This is a genomic window from Bariatricus sp. HCP28S3_A7 (assembly GCF_052066375.1).
In the GTDB taxonomy this organism is placed as follows: domain Bacteria; phylum Bacillota; class Clostridia; order Lachnospirales; family Lachnospiraceae; genus Allocoprococcus.
Genome location: NZ_JBQHSG010000008.1, coordinates 107,517 through 125,441, shown reverse-complemented (window position 1 = coordinate 125,441; position 17,925 = coordinate 107,517). Strand labels below are relative to the sequence as shown.

20 protein-coding genes and 1 pseudogene are annotated in these 17,925 nt (G+C 40.4%); 4 read left to right on the top strand and 17 right to left on the bottom strand.

What is annotated here, in order from left to right:
- Positions 1-351: 351 nt before the first annotated feature.
- The 4 genes from ACTNA4_RS07810 to ACTNA4_RS07795 form a co-directional block, all read right to left on the bottom strand.
- Positions 352-1,791, bottom strand: a complete 1,440-nt coding sequence (locus ACTNA4_RS07810; RefSeq protein WP_441029524.1) for a hypothetical protein — start codon at positions 1,789-1,791, stop codon at positions 352-354.
- A gap of 73 nt (positions 1,792-1,864) precedes the next feature.
- Positions 1,865-2,950 carry a hypothetical protein gene (locus tag ACTNA4_RS07805; protein WP_441029521.1) on the bottom strand — a complete coding sequence of 362 codons (1,086 nt, stop codon included), beginning with the start codon at positions 2,948-2,950 and terminating at the stop codon, positions 1,865-1,867.
- A gap of 350 nt (positions 2,951-3,300) precedes the next feature.
- Positions 3,301-3,579 (bottom strand): DUF4160 domain-containing protein, encoded by a 279-nt coding sequence (locus tag ACTNA4_RS07800; protein WP_441029518.1) that lies wholly within the window; start codon positions 3,577-3,579, stop codon positions 3,301-3,303.
- Positions 3,572-3,826 (bottom strand): hypothetical protein, encoded by a 255-nt coding sequence (locus ACTNA4_RS07795; protein WP_441029515.1) that lies wholly within the window; start codon positions 3,824-3,826, stop codon positions 3,572-3,574. Before ACTNA4_RS07795 ends, ACTNA4_RS07800 begins: the two co-directional genes overlap by 8 nt.
- 671 nt (positions 3,827-4,497) lie before the next feature.
- Here ACTNA4_RS07795 and ACTNA4_RS07790 point away from each other — a divergent pair.
- The gene (locus ACTNA4_RS07790; protein ID WP_441029512.1) at positions 4,498-4,998 is read left to right on the top strand and encodes a transposase; all 501 of its coding nucleotides are present in this window, start codon (positions 4,498-4,500) and stop codon (positions 4,996-4,998) included.
- Here the strand turns inward: ACTNA4_RS07790 and ACTNA4_RS07785 are convergent.
- Positions 4,955-5,146, bottom strand: coding sequence for a helix-turn-helix domain-containing protein (locus ACTNA4_RS07785; protein ID WP_441029509.1), 192 nt, complete (start codon positions 5,144-5,146; stop codon positions 4,955-4,957). The genes ACTNA4_RS07790 and ACTNA4_RS07785 overlap by 44 nt on opposite strands.
- Positions 5,147-5,479: 333 nt before the next feature.
- On the bottom strand, positions 5,480-7,144 hold the full coding sequence (locus ACTNA4_RS07780) for a helix-turn-helix domain-containing protein (RefSeq protein ID WP_441029506.1): 1,665 nt from the start codon (positions 7,142-7,144) through the stop codon (positions 5,480-5,482).
- A 311-nt stretch (positions 7,145-7,455) separates the two neighbouring features.
- Between ACTNA4_RS07780 and ACTNA4_RS07775 the strand changes: the two genes are divergently transcribed.
- The 3 genes from ACTNA4_RS07775 (at position 7,456) to ACTNA4_RS07765 (ending at position 8,852) form a co-directional block, all read left to right on the top strand.
- Positions 7,456-7,962, top strand: coding sequence for a helix-turn-helix domain-containing protein (locus ACTNA4_RS07775; RefSeq protein ID WP_178744075.1), 507 nt, complete (start codon positions 7,456-7,458; stop codon positions 7,960-7,962).
- 30 nt (positions 7,963-7,992) lie between these two features.
- Positions 7,993-8,328, top strand: coding sequence for an ImmA/IrrE family metallo-endopeptidase (locus ACTNA4_RS07770; protein ID WP_441029503.1), 336 nt, complete (start codon positions 7,993-7,995; stop codon positions 8,326-8,328).
- 338 nt (positions 8,329-8,666) lie between these two features.
- Positions 8,667-8,852, top strand: a complete 186-nt coding sequence (locus tag ACTNA4_RS07765; RefSeq protein WP_441029500.1) for a hypothetical protein — start codon at positions 8,667-8,669, stop codon at positions 8,850-8,852.
- A 47-nt stretch (positions 8,853-8,899) separates the two neighbouring features.
- Here the strand turns inward: ACTNA4_RS07765 and ACTNA4_RS07760 are convergent, their stop codons facing one another.
- The 11 genes and pseudogenes from ACTNA4_RS07760 to ACTNA4_RS07710 form a co-directional block, all read right to left on the bottom strand.
- A complete protein-coding gene (locus ACTNA4_RS07760; RefSeq protein WP_441029497.1) occupies positions 8,900-9,193 on the bottom strand; it encodes a hypothetical protein in 294 nt (97 codons plus the stop codon).
- Between the two features lie 222 nt (positions 9,194-9,415).
- Positions 9,416-9,799, bottom strand: coding sequence for a VanZ family protein (locus ACTNA4_RS07755; protein WP_441029494.1), 384 nt, complete (start codon positions 9,797-9,799; stop codon positions 9,416-9,418).
- 135 nt (positions 9,800-9,934) lie between these two features.
- On the bottom strand, positions 9,935-10,732 hold the full coding sequence (locus tag ACTNA4_RS07750; RefSeq protein WP_441029491.1) for a hypothetical protein: 798 nt from the start codon (positions 10,730-10,732) through the stop codon (positions 9,935-9,937).
- Positions 10,690-10,968, bottom strand: coding sequence for a hypothetical protein (locus ACTNA4_RS07745; protein ID WP_441029488.1), 279 nt, complete (start codon positions 10,966-10,968; stop codon positions 10,690-10,692). The genes ACTNA4_RS07750 and ACTNA4_RS07745 overlap by 43 nt, the downstream gene beginning before the upstream one ends.
- Before the next feature lie 299 nt (positions 10,969-11,267).
- Positions 11,268-12,842: an ATP-dependent nuclease gene (locus ACTNA4_RS07740; RefSeq protein ID WP_441029485.1), complete on the bottom strand. Its 1,575-nt coding sequence runs from the start codon at positions 12,840-12,842 to the stop codon at positions 11,268-11,270.
- Positions 12,843-12,866: 24 nt separating this feature from the next.
- Positions 12,867-14,042: an ATP-binding protein gene (locus ACTNA4_RS07735; RefSeq protein ID WP_441029482.1), complete on the bottom strand. Its 1,176-nt coding sequence runs from the start codon at positions 14,040-14,042 to the stop codon at positions 12,867-12,869.
- Positions 14,043-14,238: 196 nt separating this feature from the next.
- Complete coding sequence (locus tag ACTNA4_RS07730; RefSeq protein WP_441029533.1) at positions 14,239-15,174, bottom strand: sugar phosphate nucleotidyltransferase; 936 nt, start codon at positions 15,172-15,174, stop codon at positions 14,239-14,241.
- A 45-nt stretch (positions 15,175-15,219) separates the two neighbouring features.
- Positions 15,220-15,630: pseudogene (locus tag ACTNA4_RS07725) on the bottom strand (VanZ family protein); the annotation flags it as partial.
- A 410-nt stretch (positions 15,631-16,040) separates the two neighbouring features.
- Positions 16,041-16,199, bottom strand: coding sequence for a hypothetical protein (locus tag ACTNA4_RS07720; protein WP_441029479.1), 159 nt, complete (start codon positions 16,197-16,199; stop codon positions 16,041-16,043).
- 317 nt (positions 16,200-16,516) lie between these two features.
- The gene (locus tag ACTNA4_RS07715) at positions 16,517-16,900 is read right to left on the bottom strand and encodes a VanZ family protein (protein WP_441029476.1); all 384 of its coding nucleotides are present in this window, start codon (positions 16,898-16,900) and stop codon (positions 16,517-16,519) included.
- Between the two features lie 91 nt (positions 16,901-16,991).
- Positions 16,992-17,843: a hypothetical protein gene (locus ACTNA4_RS07710; RefSeq protein ID WP_441029473.1), complete on the bottom strand. Its 852-nt coding sequence runs from the start codon at positions 17,841-17,843 to the stop codon at positions 16,992-16,994.
- Positions 17,844-17,925 lie beyond the last annotated feature (82 nt).

Sequence of the window (17,925 nt, the reverse complement as noted above, 5' to 3'; positions counted from 1 at the left end):
GGATATCCAGCATATATCCCAAAAAGTCCGGCGATATACTACAAAATATGAATTTTTCAAGGTACTATAGGAATAGGGGCAAATTTATTTATGGTTTTGACCCCAATATCATTGTATTTTACTATTAGATTCAATATATGACATAACTACATCTCCTTATTCGTTTATAAATATTTTATTGTGTCTGACACCCTATACTTTCGCAGTTTATATTTTTTTTACGGTGACAGGCACTGACATTGTATCTACTTCTCGCCAAAAAGAATAACAGGCAAAATCGACTTAAATTTCAATTTTGCCTGTTCCAATTTGTTCCTTTTGAAATTCCTCTACTACTGAAAGCACATCCACTTATTTCTTTTTTCCTAATTTAAATACATTTTTAGTTGCTCTTAATTTTACATTTTTCTCCATATCATATTTTGCTGTAATTTCTTTTGTTAAGTCACAATTATCTCGAAGTTCCAGAAACTGATAGTAATATGATTTCATTCTTTCCATATCTTCTTTTCCCTCACATAAAAATCCAGGTCTTTTACTTGAACTTTCAAATAAGACTGTCTGCCATATATACATTTTTGTCTTTTCACTCACTTTATCTTTACAATTAAATGCATACATTGTATATGGATACATAAAATCCGAAACATAAATTCTTATATCTCCATCACTTTTCATATCGATTAATCTATTAATTGCTTCTTTATGGACATTAATATCCCCCGTAATATCATTCCTATTACCAGAAGAACGTCTTGCACACATTTTAGTACTTTCTCCATCCGGATCGGTAAGTATAATGTCGATTCTTCCCCCTTTTTTCAATAACTCACGGTAATAACTTTCTAAAGTACCCAGCATTCGTTTTTGTCCCAGTCCAATAACTGCAACATATTCGCTATTTTTCATATCTTCGTAGAATTCATCTGAAAGATTTGTATATGACTGTGTAAAGAATTCCCTCGTAGATACGCTCTTTCGAAGTTGCTCATATGTATAATGATGCTTTCCAATTATATTGAGATAGTTGCTATACTTTTCATAAAAAGATTTAGATTTCGAATCTTCGACAATAATAGTCGGCGTTCTTTCCGGGTTCTCAAGCATATATGGGCTTATAATCATATACTTACCTGACTTGATAAGTAAAGCGGTGGGAATAGTAACACTAAACCACACATGTATCTTGTCTTTTGCTTCCTTATATGTACTTTCCAAATCATTTTCAAAAAGTTTATATGTTCTTAGTATTCTTTGTTTGAGTTCGTCTTCTTCACTTTTTTCCTCTGCGTGATTCACTCTAGCTATTTCCCTGTCATACGGGTTTGCAAGAATAATATAAACATCATAGTCTTTTTCAATACACAACTCATATAGAAGGTTACGCATTTTAGGTTCATCAAAAAAGCTATATAAAGAAATACCTACAAAAAACAGTTCCTTATCTTCTTTAGCCTGATAGAAGAACTGTTCCCAATCAACTGAATTCAAGTATATTTGACTATCTTTGTTTCTGAAAACATCACGATATCCCTCTTCATATGTAAGGACACCATAATCATCTCTTTTTTCAGCATAATCATTTTCCAGAATATCTTCTCTCGTCATATAAATGGCCAAAATTGTAGAAACAAAAGCAGAAATAGCCATTACTGTTATTTCTTTTAACCAACCAATACTATATTTTAGAGATAGTATCATTAAACAAATCATAATAATTGTAATAACAAACAATCTAACAAGCGTTGCATGCCGTCTTGCAATTCTTTTCTCTAATGTTATTCTATCCATCTATACAACCTCTTCCTTTGAAGTACACCATCCTTGCGCATATGATAAATAATTACAATAATAGGATGTGCAACTAAAAATAATGATTAATTCCAGATATAGACATACAAATTTTCTGAGACAATCGTTTAACAATATCCCCTTCTAATTCCGATTCGCAATAATCATAAAAACTATTTGTTCCGTCTCCCCTCTCATAATCTCTATATGTCAAATTATGAAGTCTATACAAATTATCGTTTGAAAAAATACTAAATGCTTCATTTGCCATAAAAAACTGTCTATTGCTGAAGTCACACTTTATGTTTAATGGATTTGTCAATTTTTTCCCCCAGCCATGTGGAACAATAAACTGACCTGATGGCGTCCGTTTCGAGCAGTTAGATATTTTAAATAAATCAATGTCATATGATGGCTTACTGAAAATAGGGAATATACATTCCTTATTCACTGTATAACAACCGATTTTTATTGAATTATCATCGTCCATTCCATAATGGTGAAAGTGTTTTATCTCAATAATATCAATCTTTAAATCTTTTAATATACTATAGGCAATATTTTCATGTCTTATTTCATTATATTTGTTCAGAGATTTTGCCGTATTTCGAAACAATATTGCATCTCGACCATTAATATAACGAAAATATCTTTGTCCGCTTTGATATACTTTTATTCTATCGTAATACCAATTTCCACTCACAGGATATAATCCATTATAACACTTCGTAAACTCTTTTGCGGTTGAATGCATTATAAGATAATATATTCCATTTTCATCAACACATAATGAAATAAAATGATTGCCACTATTAAAATTCATAATATATGAACTATTTTTCCATAAATCTTCTAAATTTAATAATTTATTAATAAACTTGTCCGTATCAAAATCAGGTATTTTACCCAACATAAAAATACTTGCTGAGCAACAATTTACAGTTGTATCAACAGGAATTATCGGTTCTTTGCATCGCCAATAGACATATACTCCTGTTGGAAATCCTCCTGCAAGACGGTCAACATCATAAGGAACACCCAAATCCAAAGAATCAATTATATGAAACTCTGCATTTTTATCAAAACATTGCAGTGCCTTTGTCGCAATCTCCTGGGTTTCATTTATATACTCTACTAATTCGCGATAGGTGTTATCCATATATTATAATCATCCAATTATCACTTATGATAATTAGGTTTTTCCTCCCTCCATAACTGAATCTTTTATCGGTAGTAAATATAAGTAATTAAGATCACATATAACAATTCCAATGTATTTCTTATAAATTATACCCTCTCCCTTTATTTTCAGCAAATCACGAACAACGTATCCCGTATTCCAAACATCATATTCAGCTTTTCATTCTTATAGATTTTTTCAATAAATCTTTTCTCAATTTCCCTGCATGTGCCTATGGCATTCTATCACATATCTTATACTTTCTTCCTACGGTTGCGCTGTACAACAGCACATTTAAAGGCCTTTATCATGAACGAATATCATCATTATTAACAATAAAACTTGATTTCGTCAATTACAAAGAATTCTTTCCACTTCGCACAAATCATAAAGAACTGTGCCGAAACAAATTCGGTCAATTCTCGAAGTTCCTTTGCTGGGATATCGCTCCCATTACTGGCAGCGATGCATCCGCCCGATTTTGTCAACCACAATTTAGTGGCATTTGGAGATGGTTTACCTTTGCAGATATGGACATGAATCGGTTCCCCATCTTCATTTGCCCCAAAAAACACTCGATATCCACTAAAAGTAAACAAACTAGGCAATTTGTATTCCTCCATTTCTCGCATATCGGTAAAGAAGGTGGGCATTGCTTTCAAGTAAACGGGTAAAAAACTCTATCTCATCTTCAGAAAACCCTTCATTGTACAGCCATTGATAACTCGGCAATTCACAGCGTGCAGAATCAAATCCATCATCAGTAGCTCTCTCAAAATGAACAAGAAGCGTTTCCACACCATTCTTTTCTACAATCTGAGAATGGACAATTTCTGTTTCATCCGATAATGTCATGATGCTGGGGTCAAAAGGTATCTTTGCAATAAATTGTATTAATTGTTTTCAAAATAATAGTTAAAAACATATTCAGATTGCCCAAATCACTGCTATATACAAAGGTTTTTGGCATTAATATCCGTACAATTCATAAACAATTAATACATTTGTTTAAAGACATGGCTTTTGACGCCAACATCATGTCATATATGGATACATCATAGTTAACGACCTCCTATTTTTTTCATCGTACCACAATCACGGAACGTTATCAAGATACTATATCTGGTTGAAATCCAGATATACCCCGTATTGTTCTACTAAATAACACTATTTCAAACAGAAAGTTTAATCTTTGTATTTATTTACATGTATTTTTTCAAATTCTGTTACTTTAGACAAATATATCAGGGTCTGTTCAAAATATTGCTGTTCGCGAATGTTTAGTTTCCTATATATTTCTAACAATCGTTGTTCAGTAGCTGAATAACATCTTCCCTCTCTAATTCTTCTACGGTAACATCTAAATACTTCGCTATCTCATGAATGTGCTTTCTATACGACTTAATATGATATTGGGGTCAAAAGCCCCTCTATAGTACCTTGAAAAGTTCATATATTTTGCAGTAAATACAAGCCTAAATGGTTTACTTGCTATATAATAGAGATATCTTAGGAAGGTAATCTCTATGTCATTCAAAGAAAACGCTTACCAGCAAATGTCTTTTACAGATAGTTTTTCCGGATTAACTGCCAGGGAACAGAAAGCACTGGAAAAATCCTGGGCAAAAGTTTTTGCCGATGAAATATTTCCTGCCATTGATGAAAAGCGTTTTTCTGTCTTATACAGTGATAAGGCATCCAGACCGAATACTCCGGTCAACGTGATTGTTGGTGCGCTCATCATCAAAGAGCTTTTTGATTATTCCGATGATGAGATGGTTGAAAATCTTATGCTGGATTTTCGAATTCAGTACGCACTGCATACAACAAGTTTTGAAGAACAGCCTTTGAGTGACAAGACATTGAGCCGTTTCCGCAAGAGGTGTTATGATTATGAAACTCTTCACAACAAAGATCTCTACCACGATTGTGTGAAAGATCTAAGTGCTTCCATTGCAAAACTGATGGGAATCAGCGGTAAAGTCAGGCGTATGGATAAGGTGACACATCTAATACTTCACATATGATCAATATCTTATCCGATACCGGATTCGTTCTTTTCTTTTTCCAGTCACTGATCGAACTCTCTGCAATCCCGGTCCTCTGGGCAAACTCTTTCTGCGTCATCTTTCTCTCTTTCAGTAACTCAAATATCCTGTCACTTACTGTCTTCATTCCGCTGTTTTCCTTTCTCCTGGCACATCTCTTTCAAGCACGACTCAGCATACTTATGCAAGGAGATTGGATCTGCACCAAGGATTACTTATCATCCCCACTATCTATAGCTGTGGAATCTTATCTCCTTGCAGGATTAACTTAAAACTTTGTAAAAGTATAACACTTTCTTCAATATTTGTAAATACGAATTTATTTGATTATAAATATTTTATTGTGTCTGACACCTAGATGTTATATCCGCTATATCATGAAGTGTTTTGTCGGTCGCATGATTAAGGTTCGTTTCTATTTTTAACAAGCATTCTTCTTTATCACACTTATCATTAATTATCAATAATACTCCAGCAGCTGGCGCAAACTAATGTCGAAACCAGCTTGTTTCAATTTGTCTTTATGCGCGTAGTAAAGTGGAACAACAACATCTTCCACCACATCATCAGATGCATGAGCAAGTTTCCTATTGCACACCGGACACACACAGACCATATTGGCTTCTACATTCAGATCTTTCTTAAATTTATCCTGCGCCCGAAGCGGAATCAAATGGTGAATCTCCATATATGGGTGACCGGTTCTGTCTTGGAAGGTTTGATGTGTACGGTCTACTTCGCACTTATAATTTTGTTCAGCCATTACTTTCAGTTTTCTCTGTGGATTACTGGACATATATTTCTGCGTTATCATACCGGCTTCAATGCCACGCCCCACTGCTGTTTTGGCCAATTCCCTGTCAAATTTCAAATCATCCCAATCCATCTGACGCTTTAGTTCATCAATAACGGCTTCAGGGTCTTCCGCAGTATCCAACAAATGACACAGCATAAGCACAGCTTCATATTTCATCTTCTGGTCATCTTCGAGATTCTCGGCCATCGCATATTCTTCCACGAGATGATGAATCCAACCCAAGTCCGAGCAGTCTGCCTTTCCTGTAAAGTCCACCATTCCGCTTGTCAGAAGCCCCTTTTTCCAGCTCACAAAGCTACGATCTTCAACTGCATTTATCAGTATTTGAAGCATTTTAAACATCGCTTCCAAATCTTCATCCAAGCATTCAAAAGAATTATACTCTGTATCATCCAGACCATTATCCCTTGAAAAGTTCACCACATATTGAGGAGTTATACCATTGGACATTGTGAATCCATCGTGGTTTTCTTTTATAAATTCCTTCATACTGTCTTCAATGCGCCCCATCCATACATCATACTCATCTGGTGGAGTTACCGGAATATACCCTCTCGAAAAAATGCTTCCATACTCGGACGCATAACCATTTTCATCGAAAAATACATCATATGATGTATTACCTTTCCATTCCGTTCCATAGTGTGCATCTAAATAATCTTTTACAAAATCATTTATAGCATCAAGCTGAATCCCCTGCTCTACGGGCTCACAATCAGCACGGTATCTTATATCTGTAGACTGCACAAGAGAAATGTAAATATGTTTGATTTTATCTTTAAAGGAAATCACAATATAAAACCAGTCTATTTTATTTCTATTTCGATCCAGAAAATGAATCTCTATTCTGGGAATAAAATGCGGCCCTCGTTTTAGAGTACCTTTTACAGAAACACGATTTGGGTTTACTTTCAAAAAACGATAAATAGCTGCCGGAATGTCTCTTTGCAGTAATCTGGATGCCTCCTGCTCTATATCAACAGGAATACTGTTGTCTCCCAATTTGCTGATTTCGTAATATAAATTACGCACATCATCAACGTAGAGACTGATAGATTCCCGATCATCGTCTTCATCAGCAGCCGTAATTTCTGGAAAAAACTTTTCTATCGGTTCGCCCAAGACGCACGCAATTTTGTAAAGTTCTTCTACACTGACCGATCTATTTCCATTCTCAACTTTGCTGAGAAGCGATTTACTCCATTCTAATTCTTCTGCAAATGAAGTAGCGGAATAACCCTTTATTTCTCTCAACCGCTTTATTACCTGCCCTATATTTATTTCCGGCAAATTGTAATCCAGACTCATTCATCATCCCTCCAATCCTGATAGTATCATTATAATGTTTCTTTTTCATTTTTTCAATAGTTTCTTTTTATTTTTATTATTAGTTTCTATTTTAGAAACTTTTCTTTTATTATACTATCAAACTGAATTTCTGATCTCACCTCTTGACTTCTCCCCTCCTTTATTGTATGATAGGAACAGAAGTTCCCGAACTTTTGTTCTCATTATATAGGAACAGTTGTTCCTTGTCAAGTAGCTTTGCAAAATTATGTTGTAACTGCTGGTTTCTTTCCCGCCAGCAGGCAGCATATTATCCCACATGGAGGCATGACATGAAGAAAGATACGAACTTTGAAACAAATCCACTAAACACACAGGACGCCAAAGCAGAAGCTGCCGCTGTCCTGACCCCCGCTGCGACCAATGGAGAAAAAATAAAAGCCCTCCGCACCGCCCAGCACATGAGTATGGCTGAACTGGCACGTCGGGCTTCTATGTCGGACCGTGCGATTCGTTATATCGAAGCCGGCGACCGTGAGCCAAGCGTCGAAGCGATCCAGAAAATTGCCGCCGCCCTTGGCGTCACCACAGATTATTTTATGGATGATGCCACCTTCCAGCAGGAACTGAACGACGATCTCTTTTATGCGGATGTCCGTAAGAAGTACGGTTCCCGCGGTGTTGCACAGGCAAAGAAAATAAAAGAACAGACCACTGCCCTTTTTGCAGGCGGTGAGCTGTCCGAAGAAGACCAGGCGGCCTTTATTAAAGAAATGGAAGCACTTTTCCTCGACGCAAAAGAAGACGCGAAGAAATTTACTCCTAAAAAATATCTGTGACGATTGTGCTCCAGAGGAAAGGAGTCTCATTTGAACACACGCGCTATTAATGCTGCCGATGCCGTAGTTCGCCGCTACAACAGCCGGAATCCGGAAGAAATCATCTCAAGGCGTGCCATAAAGGTCAAAGATATCCGGTATTGCCGTGACCTGCTGGGATACTACTCCGTTATGCTGAACTGCGAGTACATCGGCATTAATCCTAATTGTACTACCGCCCAGCGGGTCTCTGCTCTGGCGCATGAACTCGGCCATGCATTTTTTGACCGCAGCCATGCTACCTCCGGGCAGGCTTTCCAGGACACCTATTTTTACAGCCTCGACAATTCAAGCGCAGAACGGAGAGCCAACATCTTCGCAGCTTAACTTCTGCTCTCAGATGATAACGTTCTCAAACCGATTGGGTATTATGAATTCAACGCTGATCGGCTTCAGCTGGAAGCAAGTCTGCCTTCCCGCTGTTCTTCTGCCTACCGTGCTATGAAATACCAGGAGCTCCTGCAGGAATTTCAGTACACACACTCTGGTCTTTGTACCCCGGCCGAGATTGCACAGACCAAAGGCATCGAAAAGCATTTCATAGATTTCAAGCTGAATATCCTCGCTGAAAAAGGATACCAGCTCCCCGTCCTTCCAGAACTCCGCAGCGATTTTCTGAAGGACTCTATGAAGAACGGCTGTACAGAAAGCGAGGTGACGATGGATTGACTTACTATTACTGCGATGCCTGCCACTACTGCTTTGAAGGCACTTTTTTGCCCGATCGCTGCCCGGACTGCGGTGCAGATCTATACAACGATAAACCTGCTGTCAGACTAGCGACAAAGGATGAGATAAAAGAACTGCTCCGAATCCGAGCGGAAGATGATGAATGCGACCCTATAGAATAAGTACTACTGCCCCACTGTGTGTGTTTTCCACAGTGAGGCTTTTTTCGTTACAAACTATACGCTTCCATCATCAGCCGTATCCCGACTTTCATCCCCTCCTCAAATGCGCTTTTCTCCCAGGCACAGCACACGCTTCCCTGCCTGACCATAATCTCCTCCCAGAGAGGGATCTTACCTCCAACACAGTCCTCTACCAGTCTATCCATGCCAGATATCTCTCGCAGCCACGCTTCAAACTCCTTATCTCGCGCCCTTGCTGCTCTCCCCGCCGCTGTAGTCTTCGGCGCTGCGGGATTATTCTCTGTGTAAGTCTCATAGATCAGGTCGAGTAAGTTTTCCACCGGTGGGTAATACTTCGGCGGCGTAGTGTTGATGTAGTTTTCCAGAATTTGTTTCAGGTTCTTTAATGCCTCGTTCTCAGTAATAATGCTACCTTCCCTTCCAACCGGGTGCAATTGAATTCCGATTCCGGTTATGAGGGATATTACCGTCTATTTCTGCACATAGCAAGTGAAATCTTCAGGATTTCAATTGCTCCATCTTCGTCTTGATACTTCTCATCCTCACAAAAACAAAACCACAGCCCCACCGATGAAGGTTCCGATCAGATTCAGTCCGACATCAAACCATGAGAAATGCCGCCCCTGTATCCACGGCTTTGTGGCCTCGTCCACATAACTCCACGCTGCCGCCACCAACATCCATTCAAGTGATGCCCCGCCAATCTTAAGCGTCAGCCCCAGCAGGAACGTAAACACAGCGAACACGACAATGTGTGCCGCCCGCCGCAGCTTTCCGTTCAGGTCATTGATATCATTATCGAGAAAACGAAGATGCTCTGCCAGCTCCCGGCTTGCCCTGCCTGTGTGTTCCCCATCCTGATGGAAAAGGTAGGTCATGAAAATAAACCAGAGAATCATGGAAATTAGAGATATATAAAACGCCAATGTGCTTTACCTCCCGTCAGATTCATTACCTCCTAGTAGATGAATAGCCTCCTGCCAGTTGATGCGTATCATTCTACCATAGTATTCTGCACATAGCCAGTATCTGATTATGCGGCACAACAAATAGTCTGGACATCACACAAAACTCATTTGCTCTGAATCTTTATTCCTCATTGGCTCCATCTTCTCTTTCGCTTTCTGCGGCGCATCGATCAGGCCGAACCGATAGAACATTGCGTAGATGTAGGTCACGCCCCGGATATCACCGAGGGCCTTCGGACGGTCAACTACAGAGCCAATACTCGGTATATTATGAAAGGCCAGCAGAACGGAACTCCAAGCCAGGCTCTTGCTGTTTTCTCGCCGGTCGATGAATAGCTCCTTCGTGTACACACCGCCCTGCTTGTATGCCTCGGCCTGTTTGCAGGCCTCATCCTGCTCATTGGCCACACCACTCTCAGTATTACCTCTGCCCCGCCCTTTCTTCAGACTGTACGAGAATACCAGCCCGGAATAGGTGCGGAACTTATATCCCTGGAACGCAATTACCGCTGCCCACAGAGCTTCCTCGCTATGTTCGGCCCTTAACTCCTCCAGAATCTTTTCCCGCTTCCGCATCCGGCGAATACGCTCTGCGCCGACGCTCAGATTTTTATTATCTGTTTTAGCCGGGAAGTATACACCCTTCTCATATGGCAGGTACGAAGTGACAGAGGCTTTGGAGAGATTAAGTTCCTGCATCGTCGCTGCGATAGCTTCTGTGTGTGACAGACCGGAGTCTCTGTGTTTATTGAACACTCTTTGAACCTGATCAGCGGCATCAGACTTGTACACGCCGGCGGTGATCAGCAGTTTGCGTACCTTTATGGGATTAATGTCGAGCCCGTCGGCTATAACTTGGAGAGACGGATGGTCAGCGGTACTGTAGAGCACCACGGCTGCGTCCATCTGATTCTGAAGGATGGAGCTTGGGTTGTAGTCCGGCTTTGACTTCTTCCGACCGCCACCGGGTTTTCTTTTTCTCCCCATTTTCTCACACCCCTTTCTATTTCCAGATTTGCATTTTCGTTGTCCGACAAATGTCTGTCTGCATAGTTCTTATTTCCATTACAAACTATATATTTGCTCCCACAGAAAGCCGTGTGTACGATATTTTTCAAAATTTTCACCCATCAAATATTTTCCACACGGCTTCAAAATTCACTTTTTTTGATACCCGCTTTACTTCAGCTTCACCAGAACATCTTTACTACACAAGATTCGTCCTGGGTTGGCTTAATGGAATTGTCAAAAAACTATTATTTTCCTTTTCTGGTGCCAGAACCCGGGGGGTTCTTAAGAAAGGTTGAGTTGGGTGGAGAGTGGTGGCGTTTAGCGTGCCTCTCATCATTGGTTCAAATTTTCGTGAGGCACTTGATTCTCAGTTGGACAACCTATTCTCATTTTACGCGGATCATTACAATCACCTTTATCTTAATCTTTTCATTGTCGCTGCCAAAAGTGCTCGAACGTTTAATTCACTCTCTGGTATGTTCTCAACTGCAAATTTATAAGAATATCTGTAAACCTCTTTAATAGTTACATTCAATTGTTGTGATAACTCTGATGCTATTTTTTCTGCTTGCTGTTTGCACTTTTTCCGAAAACTTCCTCTTTCTCCAATTTTACTATCATACTGCGCCTGATTAGTGAATTCGGGCAAGTCAGCTTCATATGCAATAAAATCAAATTGTTCTGTAATGGTATAATCGGCTTGCTGATTACTATACTCAGCACGCACCGACTGCAAGAAAAGCTGTTTCTTTTCAACATATGTTTTTACTAAAAGAACTTCTGGCGTATACGGCAGGAATTTAAGGAAGCGACTGTTATCATGAAACCTCTGTATATCTTCTTGATTTCCATATTGAGGATATGGTATCACATCCGTTTCAACATCTTTATCCATGAATGCGGTAACAAAAACATTATCGTAAAACACATAGTTATTTGCTTCCACATAAAAGTTCATAACATTTTTATATCCCCCAATTTCCAGTACACGAATATCAAGGTAGGCTTGTTCTGGATAGTAGGCAAAATACCTTCTTTTTAATTCCATAAACAATGCCTTTGCCATATCATCTTCTACCAGAACAACAATATCTGGCATCGTATCTTCCCTCATGCCAATAGCACCAATAGCTTTAGCTGGTGGACAATGATACATCACCTCTATTTGACCGCTGTCATTTCTCTCTTCAAGAAGTATCACATCTTTTTGACTTCTTATCAAACTTGCAGAATGCGTTGTAATTAAAATCGTAAGTCCTTTTTCCTCTGCCAATTCTTTAAGACATGAAAGTAATCGAATCTGTGCAGATGGATGTAGTGCCAACTCAAGTTCATCAATCAATACAAGAGAGCCATTCAACACATTATGTATATCATATAAAAGATTCAATAACACTATTTCGCCAAAGCTAAAGTTTCTCTCTGTATAAAATCTTCCGTCACCTGTCGGTATCGCATATGCTATGTTTCTACGCCTAGTATCTGCTGCAACTGTTCCTCTTCCACGATATAACTGACCCGTTGTAATACGAATCATCTGTGAATATTTGTTTGTTCCAAAAATCTGATTAAGCTTTTCATTAATCCAATCATCTCCGCGATTATTTCTTCGTGGAGTAATCTCTGTTTGTGTAAAAACTCGTTCATCCTTTGTTGTAATATTCACAACTTGAGGATATCCCATAAGCGTCAGAACATCATTCTGCTTATTTGCCTTCCATTTTCCACTCGTTCTTTTGGAATATTTGACATTTTCTCCATCTACTTCATACTGTATATACCCAGAAAAGAAATCCAGACGATCATTTCCATTTGAAGCTGGGAAACCTGTTCTAAATGCATTACTATTTTTAATTCTACTTAAGCAAGTAAATAATGTTGTCTTGCCACTTCCATTTTTTCCTGTAACAATATGAAGTCCCGGCGTAGGAATATAGAACTCCATATGATTAATGTTTTTTATGTTATCTATTACAATTTTCTTCGTCATCCTATATCCTTCCCGTACAGTCTTTTACACCCTTATCCCAAGCGAATACTTCGTCATCTGGACACATTCTTCGATGCTCGTCTTTACTTGTTCTTCGTCCAGAATATTCCGAACTTCTACCGGTGTACAAAGTATTTGATTGCGGTCAACTTTAGTATATGTATTCGCACCATACGCATTTGCCGTATAATTCCATAAGCCTTTGCAGCCGACTATGGTCACACAAATATACACTGCTGTTGAACGCCCCAGTTTTTTATACATCTCCGCTGTGCCTAATATCAGTTTTCTTAATTCATCTATGAAGTCAAACACTATCAGGTATTGTTCCGTATTTAACTCCTTACTTCTCACATTTTGTTCTTTTATCTCCAAATCCATCTTCAACTCAATGGAGCCGTTATTGAAAATTTGCAACTGTTCGTAATCATGCAGCTCAGAATAATCTGGGAAATACACCCCATCCACATTCGGAACTGCACGATCAAAGATCATACCATTAAATAGGGCATCAAAGTTCAGCTTTCCCTGCTTGTACAATTCGAACATTGGAATATAATCCATGGAGTTTTTAAATGTAGCTGGAACTATGTGCACAAGTGCAAAAGGCTTCTTCATTTCTGCGATATTTTCTGCTAATCGTTCTTTTCTAAATTCCTTGATATCTTCTGACAGCATCGCAGCATTCAAGAAATTATTTCTCATCTCCGTATAACTCATTGCCTGTTTCTTATTCCCATGCCTTATATAAAAGTGAAACTGCCCTTCTGGTTCTTCAGTAATATACGGCTTATATAATCCTCGATGAATGTGGAGAACTACAACATATTTATTCTCTTGTAACGAAATAAACGAGAAGTCCACCTCAGGCATTACAGGCTGAATAGCTTGCAGTTCATTCCTGCGATCCAGTTCAAACCGATCAAGATTCAACAGAGGAATGCCAACCACTGCCCCTGCCATCCCAGAATCTTCACCGATACCATAGAAGATGTATCCTCCATCCGCATTGGCAAAGGAACACACATCATTTCTAAATTCAGCCTGCTTTTCTTTCTTTTTATTTTTATCTGTACATTCAAGAGGAGCAAAATTCACCTTGTAATCAATGAAATTGTTCTCTCGATAATCATCATTCCGGATAAGAGCCTGCAGATCCTCTGCCGTCCAATCCTTGAATTCTTTGTTATTGATTCTCATAAGGATGCCCTCTTGCATTTTAAATCCACACTTCACATCTTAGCCGATTATCAATAGGATAGGCGTTGCCTGCTGCTCACCACGGAGAGGTGTGCAAAGTACCGAGCAGCTACCGTGCAGGGATAAGGTATCCATGCACAGCCTTATTTTAGTATATAGCGGGAATCGACAGAAATCAAGCTGACAATTCATATTCTCACAAATCGATGTACAGTTCTTCTCTATACACGTCATCCTCGATCAGCTTCTTAAAGCTTTGAACCACAGCCTCTTTGTCTTCCTTATAGGTAACACCGAACCACTTGTCCTTGGTTTCCAGCACCTTCACCGTATACTTCCCGTCTCTGAGCAAGCCGCCGATATGGGTTGGCAACAAATATTCTGCTTTCAGAGGATTCGCCTTCACGTCATTCTCAAAGAACTCCTTAAAGCCCTGCTCCAGAACATCCAGATATGCCGGAGCACATCCTTCCTTTGCCGGGAATCCCCAGAAGTTCATAGACACATAAGACTCGGGGTTCAATTCAACACCATCAGCAGATGCGCCGTCATCCGTCTTAATGATATTGCTGGTCTCGACAACATCGGTGATGTGAGTATGGCCTTCCGCCACTTTGCACACACCTCTGGTGACTCCACCGTTATCTGATAATGTGTTTTTCAGAATAAATCCAGCCATCGCAATGGCATTATCCGCATGATCCAATACAAGCCAGTCATGAAGTTGCCGGAATGCTTCTTTTCCGTAATAATCATCCGCGTTGATCACTGCAAACGGCTCGTGAATCAACTCTTTCGCGGCGAGAACTGCCTGTCCTGTTCCCCAGGGCTTTGTCCTTCCTTCCGGTACTTCCCCCGGCACATTATTCAAATCCTGGAAAGCGTAGGAAATTTCCACATTCTTTTTCTCGCAGATAGCTTCCACACGGTTACCAATCCGCTCCCGGAAATCAGCTTCGATATCCTTGCGGATAACAAAGATAATCTTGTTGAAACCTGCTTTGATTGCGTCATGGATAGAATAATCCATGATAATTTCATTATGTAAGCCAACCGGCTCCAACTGCTTGATGCCGCCGCCAAAGCGAGAACCGATGCCAGCGGCCATTATTAGTAATGCTGTGTTTTTCATATTGTTTTTCCTCTTGGGCTTTATTTTATAACCAATATAGTAGATAAGACCGCCAATGACTCCGCCCAGTGTGTTATAAAAGAGATCTGATAGCTGCCAAGTTCCTAACCGTAAAAACAACTGGAGCATTTCTATAGCAAAGGAAAACAGGAATACTATTTTCGTACTATTCCACAGTACCGATGCCATTGTCATCCTGGGTAAAATTCTTTCCTTATCCGTCCACAGTAGAAGTATCGTAAACGGAATAAATAGTGCCAGATTCTCGATACACTCTGTCGTGAGTTCTCCCTTCGCGTTATAAAGCCCCCAGACACCTATCACATTACTCACTGGATTCGCCCACATATTCCGATTCAGCAACGTTCGGAACAAGATCATCACAGTATAGAATACCAAGAAGAAGATACGGCGAAATGTGGAGTCGGATTTAAACCAGAAAATCCATTCTTTCATTGCCTGTATTATAGAAGGATAGGCTTTATATACAAACATAAACAGTACAGACAAGATGACTGCAAACCAGAACGGCTGGTAAAGGGCGGTAAGAACATTAGTGACTATTTTTGAAATTATTTGCATTGCTCTTGTCCTCCCTTCAAGTTATCTTCCTTCCGGTACACGTAAAAGCGATACAATAGCATTAACACACATGCTTCATCCTAGATCGGCTTTATAGAATTTTCACAAAAATTTTATTTGCCGTTTCTGGTGCCTGACCCCACTGTGGTTTATGTTGTCAGACTAGCGACAAAGGATGAGATAAAAGAACTGATCCGAATCCGGGCTGAAGATGATGAATGCGATCCCATAGAATAAGTACCACTGCCCCACTGTGTGTATTTTCCACAGTGAGGCTTTTTTCGTTACAAACTATATACTTCCATCATCAGCCGTATCCCGACTTTCATCCCCTCCTCAAATGCGCTTTTCTCCCATGCACAGCACACGCTTCCCTGCCTGACCATAATCTCCTCCCAGAGAGGGACCTTACCTCCAACAAAGTCCTCTACCAGTCTATCCATGCCAGGTATCTCTTGCAGCCACGCTTCAAACTCCTTATCTCGCGCCCTTGCTGCTCTCCCCGCCACTGTAGTCTTCGGTGCTGCTGGATTATTCTCTGAGTAAGTCTCATAGATCAGGTCGAGCAAGTTTTCCACTGGCGGGTAGTATTTTGGTTCTGTTTTCGATAAGTAGTTCTCCAGTATTTCTCTTAATTTTTCGATAATGCTACCTTCCCTTCCAACCAGGTTTATTGAATTCCGATTCCCAGTTATGAGGGATATTACCGTCTATTTCTGCACATAACAAGTTATTTTTCCCAGACAGTTAAGGTTCAATGTTACAAAATCAAAACCACAGCCCCACCGATAAAAGTACCGATCAGATTCAGTCCGACATCAAACCATGAGAAATGCCGCCCCTGTATCCACGGCTTTGTGGCCTCGTCCACATAACTCCACAGAGCCGCTATTATCATCCATCCCAGAGCTTCTCCTCCAACCTTTAGTGTCAGCCCCAGCAGGAACGTAAACACAGCGAATACGACAATGTGTGCCGCCCGCCGCAGCTTTCCGTTCAGGTCATTGATATCATTATCGAGAAAACGAAGATGCTCTGCCAGCTCCCGGCTTGCCCCGCCTGTGTGTTCCCCATCCTGATGGGAAAGGTAGGTCATGAAAATAAACCAGAGAATCATGGAAATTAGAGATATATAAAACGCCAATGTGCTTTACCTCCCGGTATTGATGGGAATCATTCTACCATAGAATTCTGCACATAGCCACTCCCAGAATAATTCTCACCCAGCGTTGATCCTATTCTGTTTTCTTCTCCCTCACCGGTGCCATCTTCTCTTTTGCTTTCTCCGGCACATCGATAAGGCCGAATCGATAGAACATTGCGAAGATGTAGGTCACACCCCGAATATCGCCGAGGGCCTTCGGACGATCAACCACAGCTCCAATGCTCGGAATATTATGAAAGGCCAGCAGAACCGAACTCCAAGCCAAGCTCTTGCTGTTCTCTCGCCGGTCGATGAACAGCTCCTTCGTATAGGTATCTCCTCTACCTTTTTTCAGACCGTAGGAAAATACCAGCCCGGAATAGGTGCGGAACTTGTAGCCCTGGAACTCAATTACCGCCGCCCATAGAGCTTCCTCGCTCTGTTTGGCACTCAGCTCCTCCAGAATCTTTTCCCGCTTCCTCATCCGCCGAATACGCTCTGCTCCAACGCTGATATTATTACTATCCGTTTCGGCCGGGAAGTACACGCCCTTCTCATAAGGCAGATACGAAGTGACAGAGGATTTGGATATATTCAGTTCCCTCATCGTCGCTGCAACGGCTTCTGTGTGTGGCATGCCGGAGTCTTTGTGTTGATTAAACACCCGGTTCACTTGATCGGCTATCTCCGACTTATACACGCCAGCGGTAATCAGCAGCTTGCGTACCTTGATGGGATTGAGGTCAAGCTCGTTCGCTATCGTCTGGAGGGACGGATGCTCCTCTTTATCGTAGAGCACCACAGCTGCGTCCATCTGATTCTGAAGGATGGCACTTGGGTTATAGTCCGGCTTTGACTTCTTCCGACCGCCACCTGGTTTTCTCTTTTTCGCCATCATATCGCCTCCTTTATCCTTATTTTCGTTACAATCTATATATTCCACATACTGCTCGTTTCGGTTTCTTGTTCTTTATTTCCGTTACAAACTATATGCAAACTCCCACAGAAAGCCGTGTGTACGATAT

Coding starts and splice junctions, on each gene's coding strand:
- ACTNA4_RS07720 (WP_441029479.1), bottom strand. CDS start 16,199: ATGGATAGACTGGTAGAGGACTTTGTTGGAGGTAAGGTCCCTCTCTGG.
- ACTNA4_RS07805 (WP_441029521.1), bottom strand. CDS start 2,950: ATGGATAACACCTATCGCGAATTAGTAGAGTATATAAATGAAACCCAG.
- ACTNA4_RS07785 (WP_441029509.1), bottom strand. CDS start 5,146: ATGAAGACAGTAAGTGACAGGATATTTGAGTTACTGAAAGAGAGAAAG.
- ACTNA4_RS07780 (WP_441029506.1), bottom strand. CDS start 7,144: ATGAGTCTGGATTACAATTTGCCGGAAATAAATATAGGGCAGGTAATA.
- ACTNA4_RS07795 (WP_441029515.1), bottom strand. CDS start 3,826: ATGACATTATCGGATGAAACAGAAATTGTCCATTCTCAGATTGTAGAA.
- ACTNA4_RS07735 (WP_441029482.1), bottom strand. CDS start 14,042: ATGAGAATCAATAACAAAGAATTCAAGGATTGGACGGCAGAGGATCTG.
- ACTNA4_RS07810 (WP_441029524.1), bottom strand. CDS start 1,791: ATGGATAGAATAACATTAGAGAAAAGAATTGCAAGACGGCATGCAACG.
- ACTNA4_RS07790 (WP_441029512.1), top strand. CDS start 4,498: ATGTCATTCAAAGAAAACGCTTACCAGCAAATGTCTTTTACAGATAGT.
- ACTNA4_RS07740 (WP_441029485.1), bottom strand. CDS start 12,842: ATGACGAAGAAAATTGTAATAGATAACATAAAAAACATTAATCATATG.
- ACTNA4_RS07775 (WP_178744075.1), top strand. CDS start 7,456: ATGAAGAAAGATACGAACTTTGAAACAAATCCACTAAACACACAGGAC.
- ACTNA4_RS07730 (WP_441029533.1), bottom strand. CDS start 15,174: ATGAAAAACACAGCATTACTAATAATGGCCGCTGGCATCGGTTCTCGC.